General features: G+C 34.7%; 16 protein-coding genes. 12 read left to right on the forward strand and 4 right to left on the reverse strand.

The window, feature by feature from the left end; genetic code table 11:
- Nucleotides 1-10: 10 nt before the first annotated feature.
- From gyrB to DEU39_RS00550, 6 genes are all read left to right on the forward strand, one after another.
- A complete protein-coding gene (gene gyrB / locus DEU39_RS00525; RefSeq protein WP_062670921.1) occupies nt 11-1,945 on the forward strand; it encodes a DNA topoisomerase (ATP-hydrolyzing) subunit B in 1,935 nt (644 codons plus the stop codon).
- 82 nt (nt 1,946-2,027) lie between these two features.
- On the forward strand, nt 2,028-2,450 hold the full coding sequence (locus DEU39_RS00530) for a DUF5684 domain-containing protein (protein WP_034695994.1): 423 nt from the start codon (nt 2,028-2,030) through the stop codon (nt 2,448-2,450).
- Nucleotides 2,451-2,850: 400 nt separating this feature from the next.
- Complete coding sequence (locus tag DEU39_RS00535) at nt 2,851-4,749, forward strand: DUF3857 domain-containing protein (RefSeq protein ID WP_120230530.1); 1,899 nt, start codon at nt 2,851-2,853, stop codon at nt 4,747-4,749.
- On the forward strand, nt 4,746-6,680 hold the full coding sequence (locus DEU39_RS00540) for a transglutaminase-like domain-containing protein (RefSeq protein ID WP_062670917.1): 1,935 nt from the start codon (nt 4,746-4,748) through the stop codon (nt 6,678-6,680). The genes DEU39_RS00535 and DEU39_RS00540 overlap by 4 nt, the downstream gene beginning before the upstream one ends.
- Before the next feature lie 92 nt (nt 6,681-6,772).
- The gene (locus tag DEU39_RS00545; protein ID WP_120230531.1) at nt 6,773-7,597 is read left to right on the forward strand and encodes an RsiV family protein; all 825 of its coding nucleotides are present in this window, start codon (nt 6,773-6,775) and stop codon (nt 7,595-7,597) included.
- 43 nt (nt 7,598-7,640) lie between these two features.
- Nucleotides 7,641-8,492 carry a diacylglycerol/lipid kinase family protein gene (locus DEU39_RS00550; protein WP_062671591.1) on the forward strand — a complete coding sequence of 284 codons (852 nt, stop codon included), beginning with the start codon at nt 7,641-7,643 and terminating at the stop codon, nt 8,490-8,492.
- A gap of 151 nt (nt 8,493-8,643) precedes the next feature.
- Here the strand turns inward: DEU39_RS00550 and DEU39_RS00555 are convergent, their stop codons facing one another.
- Nucleotides 8,644-9,924: a dicarboxylate/amino acid:cation symporter gene (locus tag DEU39_RS00555; RefSeq protein ID WP_062670912.1), complete on the reverse strand. Its 1,281-nt coding sequence runs from the start codon at nt 9,922-9,924 to the stop codon at nt 8,644-8,646.
- A gap of 271 nt (nt 9,925-10,195) precedes the next feature.
- Here DEU39_RS00555 and DEU39_RS00560 point away from each other — a divergent pair, with 271 nt between their 5' ends.
- Both DEU39_RS00560 and DEU39_RS00565 read left to right on the forward strand, forming a co-directional pair.
- Nucleotides 10,196-12,256: a hypothetical protein gene (locus DEU39_RS00560; protein ID WP_120230532.1), complete on the forward strand. Its 2,061-nt coding sequence runs from the start codon at nt 10,196-10,198 to the stop codon at nt 12,254-12,256.
- A gap of 4 nt (nt 12,257-12,260) precedes the next feature.
- Nucleotides 12,261-12,737: a hypothetical protein gene (locus tag DEU39_RS00565; RefSeq protein WP_147367538.1), complete on the forward strand. Its 477-nt coding sequence runs from the start codon at nt 12,261-12,263 to the stop codon at nt 12,735-12,737.
- Between the two features lie 201 nt (nt 12,738-12,938).
- On the opposite strand, the gene ggt is transcribed toward DEU39_RS00565, so the two are convergent.
- Nucleotides 12,939-14,627 (reverse strand): gamma-glutamyltransferase, encoded by a 1,689-nt coding sequence (ggt, locus tag DEU39_RS00570; protein ID WP_120230534.1) that lies wholly within the window; start codon nt 14,625-14,627, stop codon nt 12,939-12,941.
- Between the two features lie 205 nt (nt 14,628-14,832).
- Here ggt and DEU39_RS00575 point away from each other — a divergent pair, with 205 nt between their 5' ends.
- Together DEU39_RS00575 and DEU39_RS00580 are read left to right on the forward strand one after the other, a co-directional pair.
- Complete coding sequence (locus DEU39_RS00575; protein ID WP_062670908.1) at nt 14,833-15,798, forward strand: NAD-dependent epimerase/dehydratase family protein; 966 nt, start codon at nt 14,833-14,835, stop codon at nt 15,796-15,798.
- Nucleotides 15,799-15,882: 84 nt separating this feature from the next.
- Complete coding sequence (locus DEU39_RS00580; RefSeq protein ID WP_120230535.1) at nt 15,883-16,635, forward strand: polysaccharide deacetylase family protein; 753 nt, start codon at nt 15,883-15,885, stop codon at nt 16,633-16,635.
- Between the two features lie 115 nt (nt 16,636-16,750).
- Here DEU39_RS00580 and DEU39_RS00585 read toward each other — a convergent pair whose 3' ends face one another.
- Nucleotides 16,751-17,956 (reverse strand): metallophosphoesterase, encoded by a 1,206-nt coding sequence (locus DEU39_RS00585; RefSeq protein ID WP_120230536.1) that lies wholly within the window; start codon nt 17,954-17,956, stop codon nt 16,751-16,753.
- A 64-nt stretch (nt 17,957-18,020) separates the two neighbouring features.
- On the reverse strand, nt 18,021-19,094 hold the full coding sequence (locus DEU39_RS00590) for a 3-oxoacyl-ACP synthase III family protein (protein ID WP_062670902.1): 1,074 nt from the start codon (nt 19,092-19,094) through the stop codon (nt 18,021-18,023).
- 101 nt (nt 19,095-19,195) lie between these two features.
- Between DEU39_RS00590 and DEU39_RS00595 the strand changes: the two genes are divergently transcribed.
- Together DEU39_RS00595 and ubiE are read left to right on the forward strand one after the other, a co-directional pair.
- Complete coding sequence (locus DEU39_RS00595) at nt 19,196-19,765, forward strand: hypothetical protein (protein ID WP_062670900.1); 570 nt, start codon at nt 19,196-19,198, stop codon at nt 19,763-19,765.
- A gap of 3 nt (nt 19,766-19,768) precedes the next feature.
- Entirely contained in the window at nt 19,769-20,500 is a 732-nt protein-coding gene (ubiE, locus tag DEU39_RS00600) for a bifunctional demethylmenaquinone methyltransferase/2-methoxy-6-polyprenyl-1,4-benzoquinol methylase UbiE (RefSeq protein ID WP_047096897.1), read from the forward strand.
- Nucleotide 20,501 lies beyond the last annotated feature (1 nt).

A 20,501-nucleotide genomic window follows, 5' to 3' on the forward strand; every position in this document is an offset into this window, starting at 1 on the left:
AATTTTTAATATGAGTCAAAAACAATATACAGCTAGTAGTATTCAGGCATTGGAAGGAATGGAGCACGTACGTATGCGTCCTTCAATGTACATTGGTGATGTAGGAGTCAGAGGACTTCACCACTTGGTTTATGAAGTAGTAGATAACTCTATTGACGAGGCATTGGCAGGGTACTGCGACACGATCTTCGTTAGCATCAAGGAAGGAAACGGAATTGAGGTAAGTGATAACGGTAGAGGTATCCCGGTTGATTTCCACGAAAAAGAACAGAAATCTGCCCTTGAAGTTGTAATGACGAAAATTGGAGCCGGAGGTAAGTTTGACAAAGACTCTTATAAGGTTTCAGGAGGTCTTCACGGGGTTGGGGTTTCGTGTGTGAATGCACTTTCCAATGAGATGATCACTACTGTTTACAGAGATGGAAATGTTTACCAGCAGATCTATTCAAGAGGAAAAGCCCAGACAGGTGTTGAGGAGATTGGTCACAGCGAAAAAAGAGGAACCAAGCAGTTTTTCCAGCCGGATGATAGTATATTTACAGAGTTAATTTACAATTACGATACATTAGCAAGCCGTTTAAGAGAACTTTCTTACCTTAACAAAGGAATTACCATTACATTAACTGATGAAAGAGAGAAATTAGAAGACGGATCTTTCCGTTCGGAAGTTTTCCATTCAGAAGGTGGGTTAAAAGAATTCGTTGCTTACATTGATGGTAACCGTGAGTCTATCATGGAACATGTAATCTTCATGGAAGGAGAAAGAGATGATATTCCTGTAGAAGTAGCAATGCGTTACAATACATCTTTCAACGAAAATCTTCACTCTTATGTAAACAATATCAATACTCATGAAGGAGGAACTCACTTAGCAGGTTTCAGACGTGCTTTAACAAGAACGCTTAAGAAATATGCTGATGATCTGGGTATTCCGCAGAAAGAGAAAGTAGAAGTTACAGGTGATGACTTCCGTGAGGGATTAACAGCTGTGATTTCTGTAAAAGTAATGGAGCCTCAGTTTGAAGGACAGACTAAAACAAAACTAGGAAACTCTGAAGTTTCCGGAGCTGTTGATAAAATTGTTGGGGAAATGCTTACCAATTTCCTTGAAGAAAACCCTTCTGAGGCAAAACTGATCGTTCAGAAAGTTGTTTTGGCAGCAAAAGCAAGACAGGCAGCGAAGAAAGCCCGTGAAATGGTTCAGAGAAAATCTCCCATGGGAGGTTCTGGTCTTCCAGGTAAATTATCTGATTGCTCTTCTAAAGACCCGGCAGAATCTGAAATCTTCCTTGTAGAGGGAGATTCCGCAGGGGGTACGGCTAAGCAGGGAAGAGACAGACACTTCCAGGCTATCCTTCCTTTAAGAGGTAAAATTCTGAACGTAGAGAAATCTATGCTTCATAAAGTATATGATAATGAAGAGATCAGAAATATCTATACAGCTCTTGGAGTTTCTGTAGGAACAGAAGAAGACAGCAAAGCATTGAATATGGCTAAGCTGAGATACCACAAGATCGTTATCATGACCGATGCCGATATTGACGGATCTCACATTTCTACATTGATCCTTACTTTCTTCTTCAGATATATGAAGGAACTTATTGAGAATGGATATATCTATATTGCTCAACCTCCTTTATACCTATTAAAGAAAGGGAACAAAAAAGTATACGCATATAACGAAAAAGAACGTGAAGAGTTTACTCTAGACATGGCTCCGGATGGTAAAGGAGTAGAAGTACAACGTTACAAAGGTCTTGGAGAGATGAACCCTGAACAACTTTGGGAAACTACCCTTAATCCTGAACATAGAATTCTGAAACAGGTAACCATTGATAATGCAGTGGAAGCAGACAGTATTTTCTCTATGCTGATGGGGGATGAGGTTCCACCAAGAAGAGAGTTTATCGAGAAAAATGCGAAATATGCCAAAATTGATGCATAAACGTTTTTAAAAATATAACAAAAAAAGCTTCTAATTATTTAGAAGCTTTTTTTATATTTGGATAAACCAAAAAAACAATAATATGTTAACTCTTTTACAAACAGACCCTTACAACGGGGCAGATGCGGCTTCTGGAGCAGTAGCTGCAGGATTGGGGATCGGAACGATGTTCTTCGGCTTACTTTGCTATATTTTCTACGGATATTGCATGTACAAAATTTTCCAGAAAGCAGGAAGACAAGATGCCTGGGCTGCCTTTATTCCTATTTATAACACCATCGTATTGCTGGAAATTGTGAAAAAACCAATTTGGTGGATCATTCTTTTCTTTATTCCACTGGTAAACATTTATGCATGCTGGGTTGTATATGACAGGCTAGCCAAAGGCTTTGCCAAAGAAACTCCTCTTTACACGATTCTCATTCTCCTTTTCGGATTTATTTTTATTCCTGTATTGGGACTCGGAAGTGATCAGTTTGATAGTAAACTGGTCCCGAATGATTAAAAAAGAAACAAAAAAATTAAAAGACTTCATTTTTGAGGTCTTTTTTTATAAATAATTTTAAGCTGTAGAATTTATTGTACTTCTTCCTATTATTAATTCTACATTATTTAAATTGCATGAATTGTAATTTATTTTAAATTTGAAATGAAGATAATATGAAGTTTATCCCTTCATGCCACAGAATAGGTACACCCTTCTCCCAATATAGAATGAGTATAAATATTCTGTTTTTAACTTTTCAAAATTAATGATGAAAAGTTGATAATGTGTTCATTTTCTTATAGGTACATTTAATATAGTACTTTTTTAAGTAATAGGTTAAGGCTTCACATGTTGAAGCCTTTTATATTTTTTTTAACAGTTATTAAGATTTTATTATTTTTGTATCATCTTAATAACTATGATGAAAATATTAGTCTTGGGGGCTTTATCTACCGCCTCATTGTATTTCGCACAGAGCTATCCTGCCTCTGCCATTCCTGAGAATTTAAAGAAAAATGCTAACGTTGTTATACGAAAAAAATTTACAACGGTTCAGATCAACAAAGTTGATGAAATAAAATACCAATATAATACTGTGACTACAGTTTTAAATAAAGATGGTGATGAACGAGCTGTAGCGTATATACCTTATGATAAAGCAAAAAGTATTTCTAATATAAAAGTTACGATTTATGATGAAGCAGGAAAAAAGGTTAAGAGCTTTTCAAAGTCGGATTTTAAAGATTTTGCTAATAATCCTCAGGGAGTTTTCTATTCTGATAACAGAATTCTGGTATTTTCTTACACATCAGTTCAGTATCCTTATACTGTTGATTTTTCTTATGAAAGCGAAGATAAGAATACGATCTTTATTCAGGATTTTGTACCGTTTCACTCTATTAAAATGTCTTTGGAAGAGGCTCAGTTCAAAATCATTAATACATCAGGAATTGAACTGCGTACCAAGATATACCCTTCAAAGTATAACTATGCGTCTGTTGTAGAAAGCGGAAGTGAAAATGATAAGACCTATTCCTATAAAAATGTACCTGCCATTGATGATGCTTTTATGATTCCGGAGCCTGTTAAAATCTTACCTTCAGTAAATTTTGCTTTAACAAAATTTAACCTGGCAGGAAAACAAGGGACTTTAAATAACTGGACGGATTTTGGAACCTGGTATTATAAAGATCTGATAGAACCAGTTTCGGTATCTACTCCGGCTATTAAAGCTGAAGTAACATCCTTACAATTACAGGGATCTGTAGAAGATAAAGTAAAGAAAATTTATCAGTACATGCAGAACAAAACCCGATATATCGCTGTAGGATTAGGAATTGGGGGCTGGCTTCCTATGCAGCCGGATGAAGTCCACAAAAAAGGATATGGAGATTGTAAAGCATTAACGAATTATATGAGAATTCTATTGAATGAAGCAGGAATTCCATCTAAATACTGTGTGATCAATTCCAGTTCCTCACAGGTTTCTTTTGATCCCGAATTTCCTTCTATGGGAGGAAATCACGCTATTCTGATGATCCCGACTGAAAAAGGAAATATCTGGCTTGAAAATACTTCTCAACAAATAGCCTTTAATCATTTAAGCTATAATACCACAGACAGGAATGTGCTTGCTGTAACTCCGAAGGGAATAGAACTTATCAATACACCGGTTTATAAAGCTGAACAAAATAAAGAAAAACAAATATTGCGAGTTAACCTTAATGAGGACAACAGTATTATCGGGACTGGAAATTTTTCCTATACGGGAAATCAATATGATTATAATCTGAGGTTTGCCAGTCTTAATCCCACTGAAAAAAATGATGCGGTAAAAGAGAGGTTTAATGTTTTAAATTTTGAAAAGGTTGAAATGAAAAATTTTAACAATGACAGAGATAATGCTGTTATTACCTACGACCTTGATTTTAAGACCAATAATTTCTCCAAAAAAGCTGGAAACAGCCTTCTGTTCAGATCTGTGCCTATTTTTAATGATGCTGTCTTTAAAACTGATGAAACCCGCGAGCTTCCTTTTGAAGTCGGTATGTCTTATGAGGACGAATATGAAATTGCTTATGTACTTCCTTTGGGGTATAAGGTGGATGAAACTCCTGATAATTCAAGCATCACTTCTGAATTTGGATCTTACAAACTAAGTTTTGTTAAAAGTGAAGGACAGGTAAAGGTGGTCAGAAAAGTACAGATCAATAAAGGATTATATCCAAAAGAAAAATACAACGATTATATAAGTTTCAGAAAAAAGATTCTGAATATGGATAATTCGAAAATTTTAATAACAAAAATACAACCATGAAAAAAATTATAGTATTGCTTTTTTGCTCTGCCAATACCATATTGATCAGTGCTCAGAAGAAATATGAATTTCTGAACCCTCCCAAATTTAATGAGGCAGATCTGTCGAAAGCAAAATCTTTATTAGATGAAAATGCTCCTGCCGAAATTTTATACAAATCTGCTTATTTTATGGTGGATTCCAATACGGGAAATCTCCACAAAAGATATTTTTACAGAGTGAAGATTTATAATAAAGATAAAGCTGAAGACTGGTTGAATCTTGAGATTCCTATTTATAATGTTGGAACCAACAGAGAATCACTGGGAAAGTTCAAAGCTTTTACCTATAATCTTGAAAATGGAGTTACAGTTCCCGTAAAAGTGGAAAAAAGTTCTCAATATAAAAGTAAAGAGAATAAATATGTTACTTTAACAAAATTTGCTTTTCCAAGTGTGAAAAATGGATCTGTCATAGAATATCAATATGAAATTATATCTCCGTTCCGCTTTATGATTCCAGAGGTATTGATAGAATCTGATACTCCTTCACTGAATACAGAATATGTTTTTGATACACCCATCAATATGTCTTATAATGTAAACTATACGGGAGGAATCAGTCCTAAGTATAGAGAAATGGAAGAAAGATATCTGTATGGTGCTCAATATAAAACCTATAGATTTGCTTATGAGAATTTGACTGGTTTTAAAACTGAAAAATTTGTAAGAAATGATAGAAATTTCAGAACAAAAATCAGTGCTGAGCTAAATTCTACTAATTTCGGCGAGCTTAAATTGTATTCATCTTCATGGGATCAGATTGCAAAGAGACTGTATGATAGTGATGATTTTGGAGGTGAAATAAAAAGAACAAAACTGGCAAGAGAAAATATTCCGGCAGGAGTTTCGGAAATGAAAACAGATCTTGAAAAAGCCAATGCAATATTTTCATACGTTCAGAAAACCTTTACATGGAATAAGGATAAAGGGGTTTATACAGAAGACGGTATCAAAAAACTTTTGGAAACTAAAACCGGCAACGCCGCAGAAATTAATCTTTTCCTTGTTATGATGCTTCGCGAAGCAGGTCTTAAAGCTGATCCGTTGATTATTTCTACGGTAGAGAACGGATTGATCAATATGGTGTCCCCTAATATTTCCAATATGAACTTTGTTTTGGCAGCAATTGATATAGATAAGCAGCTGCATATTTATGATGCTACCTCCAAACAATCTTCATTGGATGAAATACCTCTAAAAAACTGGAATCAATATGGAATCCTTGTGACTAAAGATAAAGCTTTGCAGATTCAGATGTCCAATGTAAAATCAAGCAATACTTATCTTACAGCGAATGCCAAAATCAATGATGACGGTAGTATTTCCGGTACCTATTCGGATAAAGATACAGGTGCATACGCAATGTATGCTAAAGACAACTACGATGATAACGCAGAAAAATACAAGAAGCAGTATAAAGAAAACTTCTCAATGGATTTCACGGATATCAATTCGAAAGTGTTGGAAAATGGCGACTTTGAAAGCACGATGAAATTCTCTTCGTCCAACCTTATTGACAGAGTAGGGAAGAAAATGATTATTAATCCGATGCTGTTTTTAAGTAAAAACTCTAATGAATTTGATCAAACCGAAGTAAGAAAATATCCAATTGATTTTGGATCACCCATAACCAGAACAAAAAAGGTCATTCTTGAAATTCCTGAAGGATACAAGATAGAGGAAATGCCTAAAGAAAAAAGGATCGTTACAGAAGATAAAGAAATAGCATATACTTATTCTGTAGAACAAAAAGGAAATATACTGGAGGTGACTACAACTACCAAAATTGGGAGTTCAGACTACCCGAAAGAATATTACCCTGCATTCAAACAAATCTGGGGCGTTGCTTCTAAATTTGAAAATCAGGTAATCAGTCTTGTAAAAAAGTAATAGTTAACAGGATTTAAATAAAAAAATATTTTTTTTTCAAAAACCATTCATCTTTTGAATGGTTTTTGTATTAATACCCCAAAAATAGAATTATGAAAAATACGATTGCTGTTATAGCATTATCTTCTTTCTTAGCTGTTACTGCCTGTAAAAAAAATGAAAAAGCAGGATCAGCAGAAAAAATAGAAAACAAAGCCACTGAAGAATTTGTAGTAGACTCTGTGAAAGTCAATGACTCTACAAAAATTACGGATTCTTTAAAAGTGAGCTTTACTTCAAAGCTTTTGGTTTTTCCAACTTTAAAAGATAAAAAACTGTTAGACAGCATCTATTTCCAGAATGAAAAGATTAAAGATTTTTCCAAAGCTGGTCTTCAGGCTTATCTGGATAATGAAAAAACTAATTATTTCAATTCTGTAAAAAATGATAATAAAGACTGGGTTTCAGATGTTACTTATGCTCAAAACTGGTATTCAAGCTCGCATATGAATCTTATTTCTAATTCTAACGGTTATATGCATATTCAGTATCTGGGAAGCGGGTATGAAGGAGGAGCACATGATAACTACGGATTTTCCGAAAGGGTTTTTGATCTTAAAAACAACAAAAAATTAGAACTGAAAGACATTACTTCAATGCCTAAAAATAAAATTGAAGCCATTCTGATGAAAAATATTGATAAAATGAATAGTGGTACAATGGATGGTGACGGAGAAGTGAAGAACTCAGAAATGCTTTTAGTGGATAAAATTCCGGCATCAGACAACTTTTATTTTGATGATAAAAACCTGTATTTTCACTACAGTCCTTATGAAATTGCTGCTTTTGCTGCCGGAGATATTACAATTCCGGTTTCATGGGAAGATCTGAAAGGTACATTAAATCCAGAATTTAAAGAAAGAATGAAAATTAAGTAAATTAATGCTTCCAGTTTTGGAAGCATTTTTTAATTTTGTGGTAATGGACAAAGTAGCTTTTATTATCAATCCTTTTTCGGCCAAAAAAAATTATCAGCCGTTTTTAAACGAACTTAAAACAAAGGTTAATAACCCATTGTACTATGTGTCAGAATCTATTCCAGGAACAGATGAATTTATTCAGTCCCATTTTGAAGAGGTTGATATTTTTGTGGCTATCGGAGGGGATGGTACTATTTCTACAGTAGCCAAAAATCTTATTTACACAGATAAAATTCTGGCAATTTTTCCCGCAGGTTCAGGAAATGGATTTTCCAATGAAACACAATTCAGTAAAAATCTGGATGAACTTTTAGAAAAAATAAAAGCTAAAAACTCCCGAAAGATTGATACTTTTACGGTAAACGACAGGCTATCCATCAATGTTTCGGGAACAGGATTTGACGGTAAAGTGGTTAAGGAATTTGAAAAAACAAGCCGTGGATTCAAAAATTATATCAAAGTTTCCCTGAAAACCTTTTTCAATTACAAACCTATCAAGGTGAAATTTTTTGATGAAGAATATCAACAGTACAATGGAAGGTATCTGATGATGAACATTGCCAATACCCGTCAGTTTGGTAACAATGCCTATATTGCTCCGAAAGCCAGTAAAAGTGATGGACTGGTTGACATGGTTTTGGTAAAAAAGTTTCCACTTACTTATTCAGCACTTTTTGCTTTCCGAATGTTTACTAAAAGACTGAAAGATGATGAATATGTAACCTATCTTCCAGTCTCTGAAATATCATTTAAGGTCAATACCAAAAACTGGCATCTGGACGGTGAATTCAATAAGATCAAATCACCAATCCATGTTAAAGTTCAACCCGCGAGTTTAAGTATTTTGATTTAAAGCTTTATGGTACTGGATGCAGGTTAATTTTGTTTCCGATTTACTAGTTGCTGTTTATTGGGTTTCGGGTTACGTGTTACACACAACCTTGAACTTTGAACCTTGATTATTTCCCAATTCCTGCAACCTAAACCTGCCATCTGCAATCTATTTACACTTCCAGTTTCTTTTCCACTTCAGCCGGATGATCCAGGCAGTATTGAAGTTGCTTTTTATCAAGCTGTTTTTCCCAGTTGGCAACTACTACGGTAGCTACAGAATTCCCAATTACGTTGGTCAGAGCTCTGCATTCGCTCATGAACTTATCAATTCCAAGAATCAAAGTCATTCCTGCAATCGGAATCTCAGGAACTACTGCCAATGTTGCGGCAAGGGTAACGAATCCGGCGCCTGTAACGCCAGCTGCCCCTTTTGAACTTAGCATAGCCACCAAAAGAAGCATCAGTTGTTTTTCGATAGGAAGATGAATATTTAAGGCCTGCGCGATAAAGAGAGAGGCCAGGGTCATATAAATATTAGTTCCGTCTAGATTGAAAGAATATCCGGTAGGAACCACAAGGCCTACAATGGCGCGTGAACAACCTGCCTTTTCAAGTTTTTCCATAATTCCGGGCAAAGCAGATTCTGATGAGCTTGTACCCAAAACGAGAAGTAGTTCTTCTTTAAGATAGAAAAGGAGTTTGAAAATATTAAATCCGTTATACCATGCTACCGCTCCCAATACCAGAATCACAAACAGGATTGATGTAATATAAAATGTACCTACGAGGAATATAAGATTCAGAACAGAATGTAGTCCATATTTACCGATCGTAAAAGCCATTGCTCCGAAAGCACCTATCGGGGCCAGTTTCATCAACATATGAACGATCTTAAATACCGGAGTTGATAGATCCTGTAAAAAATCGGTTACTTTCTGGCTCTTTTCTTTTGTTAAAACCAAAGCAACTCCCATTAAAATTGCTACCAAAAGTACCTGAAGAATATTTTCACCCACCAACGGACTGAATAATGTCTCCGGAATAATATTCATAATGAATCCCGTAAGTGTTGATTCATGAGCTTTTGCCTGATACTGTGAAACATCACCCGAAAGAGTAGAAGGATCAATATTTAAACCATGACCCGGTTGAAGAATATTTCCTACTAATAACCCTATAATAAGAGCCAGAGTTGAAAAGGTAAAAAAATAGATCATTGCTTTGATTGCAATTCTGCCAACTTTTTTCAAATCGGTCATGTGGGCGATTCCTAACGTAAGTGTAATGAAAATTACCGGAGCGATAATCATTTTTACCAATTTGATGAATCCATCTCCCAAAGGTTTCATCTTTTCTCCTAACTCAGGATAAAATTTTCCCAGAAGAATACCCGCAATGATGGCGATAATCACCTGGAAATAAAGCTGATTGTGTATTTTTTTTGCTTTCAAAGAACAGTCGTTTTGTTTTTTTAAGGGCGAAAATTAAGAAAATTTATCTAAAAACATGACAAAAGTCATTGAAAAGAATCTGTTGAGAAGTTTTGTCTATGGATAAACTGAGCTAGACATTAGAGTCGGAAAAATTTTAAAAAATATGCGATTTCTTATAATACTAAAAAAGTATAGGAGATTATTTTAACACGTCAAGTCTTGTCGCTACTTCCATTTACATTTGCTTTAGAAACGTTTCAGAAAAAACAAATAATAAAAACATGATTTTATGGAAAATATTTTAGAAGACATTGATGATTTTGACGAAGAAAGTAAGCAAATACTTCGAGGAAGTCGTATCATACAATTGGCAGAACTTGAAAAAGGAATTTACGGAAGTGGTAAAGATCCTTTTGAGGGAATAAGAACCAACAAAACATTTGATGAAATTTCCAATGAGCTTGCATTAAGCACACCTTTTGGTAAAAATAGTCTTTTTTATAAACCTACCTCCGAAGATTATGATGCTTTATCTGGAGACTTTTATACAGGAGGGATTAACTATGAACTTCTGGCAAAAGATTTAAAAGAAAAGTTAGGACTGATAAAAAGCTTTTTATTTGAGCCAGAAAAATATTTATTGGAAGATAAAACTATTTATTCAGGCTCTTCTTCATTCGGTATTCCTGTATTCAGCAGTATTAAAAATAACAAACCTTTTGTATATAAAAAGAACAATAAAGAAACTCTGGCTTTTTTTGACGTATCCAAACTGAATACCAGAAAAAACTTATTGAGCAACTCTTATAATTTTGGAGTTTATTTTGACAATTATAAAGTAACCTATAATCTTAACTTTATCTATAAAGATGGAGAGAATAAGAAGTTTTCTGATGCACAAACGGATGCAACTGAAACTCTCTATGATTTTAAGCTGAATGATGAATACATTGCCATAAAGCTTTATACTGGGAATGAAGAAACTTTTATTGAATTTTTGCGAATTATAAAAGGTAATTCACAAGCCGAGCAGATGAAAAATGATATTATCCGATATTATAAATATTTTTTTGCAGCTGCTAAAAACAATCCTGATTTCATTGATGCCTTATACGAAAACATTCCTGATTTTGTTTTGGAAGATCTTACCGATGAAATGCTTTGGAAGGATTTTGTTTCCCTTTCTGAAAAAGCTATTGATACATCTGGTACCAATGAAAATATTTCAATTATTAATCTGCTGAAAGGTGTAAAAAATGCGAATTGGTGGTATAATCAAATCAATAAAAACCCTGAAATTGTCCGTCAAATATTTGAAAAATTCAGCAATAAACATATTGAAGTATTAATTACAATTTTTTCAAGAATTGGTCTTAAAAACTGGACCAATAAAGAACTCGAACAGGCATGGAAATTTGACGTTGATTATGAGGAATACAAACCTTCTGGTGAAGTTAATGATCCATTTATAAGATACACCGGCTTTGCTTATTACTTAGAAAGAGAAAAAAAATATAGGGTAGGTACTGCATTATTTGCTCATAATCAAGATTCTTTTCCAATGTATTATGCTGAAAAGGAAATTGGAAATAAGAGTGAAAACCCTTTTAGTCCTATGAAAGTTGTAGTTGAGGAGGGTAAAGAATTATATATTCCTTGTTTTGTTGCTGAATATTTTACTAATAAAAAAATAGATGAAGAGTTTTGGATAATCCTGAATAATATTGCTGCAGGGTTGTTACCCGAGTTTGGAGCAGGAATTGCAAGAGGTGCTGCTATTTTATCAAGGATTCTAAGCGGTAGGAAAATAAAAACTGTAGAGGAACTTATAGATTTTTTGGGGAAAGTAGACCAAAATGTAATGGCTGAGAATTTAGAAAAAGTAGGAATACAAGTTCTCTTCAGAGGAACAACAAGAAGTATAAATGGAGAACTCTTTACAGGTAATAGTAATTCAATAGAGTATGGCGTTTCAACTTCTACAGACCCGATAAGAGCTGTCATCTTTGGTATAGAATCTTCATCTAAGCCTGGAACAAAAGGTGTTTTGCAAGTTTATGTTCCAAAAGATTTAAAAGGTTTAAATTTACAATCTGCTAACTATCGAGTTAGTAAAGAATTAGAAGTTATAATTAATACTTCACCTGAAAAATTATCTGATTTCGTTGTAAAGGAGATTCCTATAGAAGACGCAAGGAAATTAGTTAATGAGTTATATGGGATTGACATTCCTAAAACAATTACAAGTAACTCTATTCCTGGCAGTAATATGTTATTAGAAGAGACAAAAAAATTAACACCTAAAGAAGCACAGGAATTCTATAAAAAGATTATTAAATTTAAAAAATAAAATTATGAATATATTAACTAATGAAATGTTTGAAAAGTTAAATGAAACTGAATTAGTTTGTAACCCCTTTCTTTTTTCTCACAGAGCACATTCAGAATTAGATATTAAGTATTATGATTTACCTACCATAAATAAAGAAAAGCAACTTTATTTAGATAATAACAGAAGTGATTTTGATTTTGTTGTTGGAACAAAATTTAATATCATTTTTAGAAGGAAGGATGTTAAAGGCTATCAAAAAATTGATGCAGAATTAGACTTTGTTTCTTTAAAAAAAGGAGATAATATTGGTGTCATTCCAAAAGGATATGGAGGTATTGTTCGTTTAATATTCAAAGATAAAGTGCCTGAAATAACCCAATTACTAGTTCAAAACGAAAATGAAAAATATGATGATTCAAAAAATGATGTAATTTATTTTACCACTCAAGAAATAATGGATAAAATCCTGGCAGAATTAGATAAAGCAGAAAATGTTTAAAATTAAAGATCGTTCAGCAATGAGAGTTTTTTTATTAAAGACATCAACTGGAAATTTATTTAGTAACATAACGAAGGTAATTGAAAAGAATCTCTTGTAGTAGCTTTATAAATAAAAGCTAAGGCTTGATTTTTAGAAACTGCATTTGCTTTTTAAAAATCAAGCTTTAGCTAATATTATTTGTATAATTGTAAATATAAATTATTCCACTGCTACAGAATCATCTCCACGGCCGTCTGCCACAGCATGGATATTTCCGTTTTCATCAAGGACAATCATTTCTGTTTTACCAATATATTTTGTCTTTTCAATGACGTAATTCTTGCTTTTCAGTTCAGAAATAGTGCTTTCCGGGAAATTGTTTTCCACGGTGATAGTTTCTGGTAACCATTGATGGTGGAATTTAGGTGCATTCACCGCAATATTCGCATTCAGTTTAAAATCCACTACATTCACGATAGACTGATACACTGAAGTAGGAATTGTAGTTCCTCCTGGTGTTCCCACGACCATATAAGGTTTTCCGTTTTTAAGGATGATGGTTGGGGTCATCGAAGAGAGCATTCTCTTGTTAGGTTGTATTGAATTAGCTTCTCCACCTACTGCTCCAAACATATTCGGAACTCCGGGTTTGATAGAGAAATCATCCATTTCATTATTTAAAAAGAATCCGGCTCCTGAAACAAGAACTTTACTTCCATAGTATCCATTAAGTGTGGTGGTTACAGAAGCAGCATTTCCATCTTTATCCAATACGGAAATATGAGTAGTCTGCATAGATTCTTTAGGTTGTTCTATAATCTTACCAACTTCTGCACTTGGAGTTGCCTTATCAAAACTGAAGCTTTTCCATCTTCCTTTCAGATATTCATCCGAGATCAGATAAGAGGTTTTATCCTGAATAAAATCCGGATCACCCATATATTCTGCTCTGTCGGCGTAAGCCCTTCTTTCTGCTTCAGTCATGATCTGAACTGCTTTTGTAGAGTTTTGCTGATACTTTTCAAGGTTTTCAAAACTAGCCATTCTGAGCATCTGGGCAAGAAGAACTCCGCCGCTTGAAGGCAGAGGCATCGTGACAACATTGCTTCCTTTATAATCAAATTCCAGCGCTTTTCTTTCAGCAACTTTATAATTTTTAAGATCTTCAAGAGTGATGATTCCGTTTCCTCTTTTCATTTCGGCAACTAAAAGATCAGCTGTTTTTCCTTCATAAAAACCTTTAGCACCTTGTTTCTGGATTAGTTTCAATGTCTCAGCTAAGTCTTTCTGAACCAAAAGATCTCCGGCTTTCCATGGAGTATCTTTTACAAAAATGATCGAAGATTTATTATGCTTCTGGAATTTTTCTCTTTGATTATTCAGCATTTCCGCTTCCTTGTCGGTAATGGCAAATCCTTTTTCGGCAAGATCAATAGCAGGCTGGATGATTTTTTCCATAGGAAGCTTACAGTACTTCAGAGTAGCAAAGAATCCTGCTACACTTCCGGGAATACCTACGGCCAGTCTTCCGTTCTGGGAAAGATCAGTATCTGCTTTACCTTTTTTATCAATATACATGTCTCTGGAGGCTTTTTTAGGAGCAGTTTCCCTGTAATCCAGCGTAAATTTTTCACCGTTATTTTTTACACCTACCAAAAATCCGCCACCTCCGATATTTCCTGCCTGAGGATAAACTACAGCAAGGGCGTATTGTGTTGCAGTAACGGCATCATAGGCGTTTCCTCCCATTTTTAAGATTTTAGCTCCCGCTTCACTGGCTAACGGGTGTGCAGAGACGACAACACCTTTCTTCTTTACCTGTACTTCTTTGATAATATTGATATCTGTGAACTGAGCCCAGCTTAGCTGAGCTGCCAAAAGCATCGAAGCAATTAAAATCTTCTTCATATGATTGTTTTTTCTTTACAACAAAATTATTGAATTTTCAGTTAATCACAGCCTGATGATCATTGCATTTGATTTTTTCTTTCATTGAGATTATCTAATTGAAATATCTGTAGTTTATCAGGGCTATGTTTTTTAAATACACCTTTTTTATTATGGTTGGCATGTTTTTTTTACTTTTGTACAATTCTAAAAAAAAATCTGAAAAATGGAATCCTATACGGAAAGAATACTGATTACAGGTGCCTTGGGACAAATTGGTACCGAACTTACGAACAGACTTGTTGAAATTCACGGAGCGGAAAACGTTGTTGCTTCAGGATTGGACAGATGGCAGGAAGGAATTACTTCTGCCGGACACTACGAAAGAATGGACGTTACCAATACTCAATTGGTAAGACAGGTGATTCATGATTATGAGATAACGACAGTGTATCACCTTGCTTCACTTTTATCCGGAACTTCGGAAAAGCAGCCTGTTTTTGCGTGGAAGCTGAATCTTGAACCACTGCTTCATTTTTGTGAAATGGCTAAAGAAGGACTTCTTAAAAAGATCTTCTGGCCAAGTTCTATCGCGGTATTTGGAAAAGGAATTCCAAAGCATGAGGTAGGACAGGATGTGGTATTGAATCCAACAACTGTTTATGGGATCTCTAAAATGGCAGGGGAGAAGTGGTGTGAATACTATTTCGACAAATATGGTGTGGATGTAAGAAGTATCAGATATCCTGGATTGATCTCATGGAAGACTCCTGCGGGAGGTGGAACTACCGACTATGCTGTTGAGATTTTCTACAAAGCGATTGAAGACGGAAAGTATACAAGTTTCATTTCCGAAAATACAGGAATGCCGATGTTGTATATGGATGATGCCATTAATGCAACCTTGAAATTAATGGATGCTCCAAAAGAAAGTTTGACAGTTCGTTCTTCTTATAATTTAGGCGGAATGTCATTTACTCCAAAAGAATTGGCAGAAGAAATCACAAAAGAAATTCCGGATTTTACGATTGATTATAACCCGGATTTCAGACAGGCAATTGCAGATTCATGGCCGGCATCTATTGACGATTCAGTAGCGAAAAAAGACTGGGGTCTGACTTATGATTTCGGAATTTCGGAAATGACAAAAGATATGATTAAGAATCTGAAAGTAAAATTAGGAAAGGATTAATAATATAAAGTAATGCTTTAATTATTTTTACTTTTAACACCTGATTTTTAATATATTATATAATTTATATAAACTTTAATTTAAATGGTATTATTAACTTTTAACATCACTTGTATTGAGGCTGAAGTAAAAAACGGCTCTCAAATTACTGATGAAGAGCGATTGAAAATCACCGAAGATAATACCAAAGCGATTCTTAGAGTTTTAGATATTCATGATATCAAATCAAGTTTTTTTGTAGAGGTTTCTCTTACCGAAAAACTTCAGAATTTAATAAAAGCAATTTCATCCAAAGGGCATGAAATTGCTTTTTATAATAAAGGATCAAATCCTGAAGAAATAGAAAATGCCAAGAAGAATATTCAGGATCTTTTGGAAAAACAGATCAGAGGAATTCGTCAGAAAGATGTAAAAGTTGCTCAGGAAACTTTAAAGCTAATGGAATTTAATTACGTCTCCAATATCGATAATGCCAATATTCTTTTTCCTTTTAAAAGACTCAAAAGAGATACCGAAATTACAGAAGAGGATGGTTTGAGTATTGTCCCTGAAAGTATTTCTCCGTACAGTCAGCTTCCTTATAATGATTTCGTGTTTCAGATCCTGCCGATGAAATATTACCAGAACATGATGCTGGAAACTTTGCAGAATGAAGAATTTGTACTGATCTATCTGAACACATGGCAGTTTACAGATTTCAAAAAATACCGTTTTGATATTCCTTTTTACCGGAGCTTATTTTCGGGCAAAAAAATGGAGGACAAATTAGATGCCCTCCTTACTTTTCTCAATGACAGGGAAATGGCTACTTCCCGTATGAAAGATTATATTTTTTAGGTCGCAGATAGCAGGGGTTTTGAGTTTGAGAGTTTAACGCACTAGGTAACCAGAAACAAAAACAACTCACAACCAGACAACCAATAACCAGTACCGGATACGGAACCCCGGACCTTTAGCTCAACTCAAAAAGCGTAATCTCCGGCAGTACACCCACTCTTCCTGGGTATCCTAATACACCAAACCCTCTGTTTACATATAATAGTTTCCCTTCACTTTCGTATAAATCAGCCCATTTTGGATATTTGTATTGTACGGGTGACCATTTTACGTTTTTAAGATCTAAACCAAACTGCATTCCGTGGGTATGCCCTGAAAGAGTTAAGTGGATATTTGAAGGGTGCTTTTTAACCACATAATCAAAATGAGTAGGGTCGTGGCTCATCAGAATCTTCGTAGCGGATTCTGGCACTCCTTTTAAAGCATCATCTATTCTTCCGAATTGAGGAAATGGTTTTAATCCCCAGTTTTCTACTCCCAGAATGTATAGTTTTTCTCCGTTTTTTTCAATGACTCTGTGTTCGTTTCTCAGCATGTCGAAACCAGCTTGTTTTTCATAGCCGATTAAGGTGTCAAGGTTTTCTTTTTTAGCTGCAGGTGATTCCCAGGTCACGTAATCTCCGTAATCATGGTTTCCTAGCACGGCTAATTTTCCGTCTTTGGCCTTAATTTTTGAAAACAAGGGAATAAAAGGTTTGAACTCGTCTGCAACATTGTTCACCATGTCTCCGGTAAATAATACCAGATCAGGTTTCTGTTCGTTGATCAGGTTAATCGCATGCTGTAATTTGTCCGGATCTGAGAAGCTCCCGCTGTGAACGTCTGAAATCTGAATGATTTTATATCCTTTAAAGCTTTTCGGAAGGTTAGCAAAATTTACTCTTACTCTTCTTACTTTATGTCTGTACTTTCCAAACGTAATTCCGTCTATGAAAAGAGCAGAAAGTACTCCGCTCATTCCTAATCCAACCAGACTCAGGAACTTTCTTCTTTCCGGGAAGAAATTCTCGGAGGGTTTGGCGAAGCCGATTAAATAACCTCCGGTTCTGATAATATCATCAATTAATAAAAACAGAACTACGAAAATTTTAGGAAGGATAAAGATCAAAAATAAGGAAATCATGATCTGGGTTCTTGCCATACTTCTATCTGATCTCTGATAGTGAGTGACTTCGTAAGCGAAAATCCCGTACACAACCAAAGAAATTATCCAATATCCGATTCTGATCCAGAAATTATCGGTAAGTGTTCTGATGGCCTGATAAATATACACTTCCAAAAAAAGGAAGATTCCGGCGATGATTAAAAAATTCTTTTGCATGTCTGATCAAAAAAAGCACAAAGAATAAACTTCCCTGTGCTTTTATATTTTAATGGTTTAAATATTACTTTTTAGGAAATCTATAAACGATAGCATTGATGTTCATTCCGGCACCTACCGAAGTCATTACAATGTTACCATTATCTTTAAACGATTGACCTTCCATTTTTCCTTTAATTATTAAATCATACATAGTAGGAATTGTTGCTACAGAAGTATTTCCAAGATCCTGGATCGTCATAGGAGAGATGGCATGATCGTATTCTTTTACATCATAAAGTCTGTGAAGTCTTTCAATCATAGCATAATCCATTTTAGCGTTTGCCTGGTGAATTAAGATTTTGTCTATATCTTCAATAGAAAGACCGGCATCAGTAATGGTATCCTTGATCGCAACCGGTACATTTTTTAGAGCGTATTCATAGATTTTTCTTCCTAACATTCTTACATATAGGCGTTTTTGATCTACTTCTTTATTGATGGAAGGTTGGTTTTCAAGATAATTTAATTCAGGTCCGTTGTCACAAATCGTGTTGTGGGCAATAATCCCTACATTCTCTTCATCTGTTGCTTTTACTACTACAGCTCCTGCACCGTCTGCAAAGATCATTCTGTTTCTGTCATGTGGATCTGTTACTCTGCTTAAAGTTTCCCCTCCTATAACAAGAATTGTTTTAGCTACTTTAGCTTTAATAAGGTTATCTGCCAAAATCATAGCTTCCACCCATCCCGGACATCCGAAAAGCATATCATATGTTACGCATTTTCTGTTTTTGATTCCCAGTTTATTCTTTACTCTCGCTGCCATTGTAGGCATAAAATCAGCATATCCGTGTTCTGTAACTTCCCCGAAATTGCTTGCATAGATGATATAATCCAGTTGTTCGCCGTCTACTTTTGCATCCTCAAGAGCGATTTTTGCAGCTTCATAACCGATTTGTGAATTGGAAAGATCATCCTCAATGAATCTCCTGTTTTCGATTTCTGTAATCTCTACAAATTTCGCAATGGTCTCTTCCACAGGCTTTTCAATCTTTACTCCGTCTTCAGTATAGAACTCGGAATTCATGAAGTAATCTCTACCAATAACTCTGTTCGGAATATAAGATCCAGAGCCAATAATGATCGTATTCGGCATTCGTTTATATGATTTTTTTAAAGATGCAAAGTTAATAATTAATATTAATAACGGAGAATTAAAAATATTATTAAATTTGCAAAAATTGTACTTTACAATCTATGAAAAACAACTCGTCCTTAAAAGGCTTACTTATTGCAGCTGTGGCGTTTATCGTTGCCTTTGGGATCTACTTCCTTTTTTTAGCCAAGAAGAATTATTATGTGGTAGATAATCCTACCCCGAATACGTATTACTTTAAGATCAATAACGGATCTGAAGGAATTATTTCAGCGGGGCAGTATGTGCATGTGGATTTGAATAAAGGGAAAAACTCTATTCAGGTTTTTGATCAGAACAAGAAAATGCTTTACGATTCAGCATTTGAAGTCAATAAACTTCGTGGTCTGATTAATATTACCCACCAGGATTACTACGTAAATGATCAGTATTACGGATATAATCTTAAAAAAGATTCGTTGCTGACAGCACTTGATAAAACGGTTATCGACGGAAAGGATTATTACGGAGGAGCAAGACGCTTCAATAAGCTTTACACAGAAGATTTTTATTACAATGTAGATGAAGACTATGACAAAGTGATCAAAAATATCCAGAAAGTGGAATCACGATCCAAAATCTTCAGAAAGCAGGATTACCTAAATTATTACAAAGAATATTACAAGTTTTAAGTTTTGACAAAAGATATCACCAAAGTTACTCCCTACAATTCAGAGGCTACCAAAAAAAGCCAGGTAGAGGATATGTTCGACAACATTGCACCGAAGTATGACCTTCTGAACCATGTTTTATCCATGAAAATTGATGTTTTATGGAGAAATAAACTGGTAAGATGGATGAAAAATGATAATCCGCAGGAAGTGCTGGATGTGGCTACAGGAACGGGAGATCTGGCAATTACTATTGAAAAAGGAACCGGTTCTAAAGTAGTTGGATTAGATTTATCACAACAAATGCTGAATGTTGGCGTTATTAAAATAAAAAAACTTAAATTAGACGGCAAAATTTCCATGCAAAAAGGAGATGCAGAAAATTTACCTTTCGAGGACAATAGATTTGATGCTGTTTCCGTTGCATTTGGAGTAAGGAATTTTGAAAACCTTACCAAAGGTTTGGCAGAGTTAAGAAGAGTAGTTAAAGATAACAAAAGTGTTTATATACTGGAGTTTTCAAAGGTTGAGGGTTTCATGGGGCCATTTTATATGTTTTATTTCAAAAATATATTGCCTGCCATCGGCAGATTGGTTTCTAAGGATAATAGGGCGTATACATACCTTCCGGATTCTGTAAATGCTTTTCCTTTCGGGGAGAAGATGAAGCAAATTCTTTTAGATACGGGATTTAAGAAAGTTGAATATAAAAAATTAAGTTTAGGTATAGCCACAATTTATAAAGCAACAAAGTAAC

Origin of the sequence: Chryseobacterium sp. AG363, assembly GCF_003610675.1 — a bacterium.
Lineage (GTDB): Bacteria > Bacteroidota > Bacteroidia > Flavobacteriales > Weeksellaceae > Chryseobacterium > Chryseobacterium cucumeris.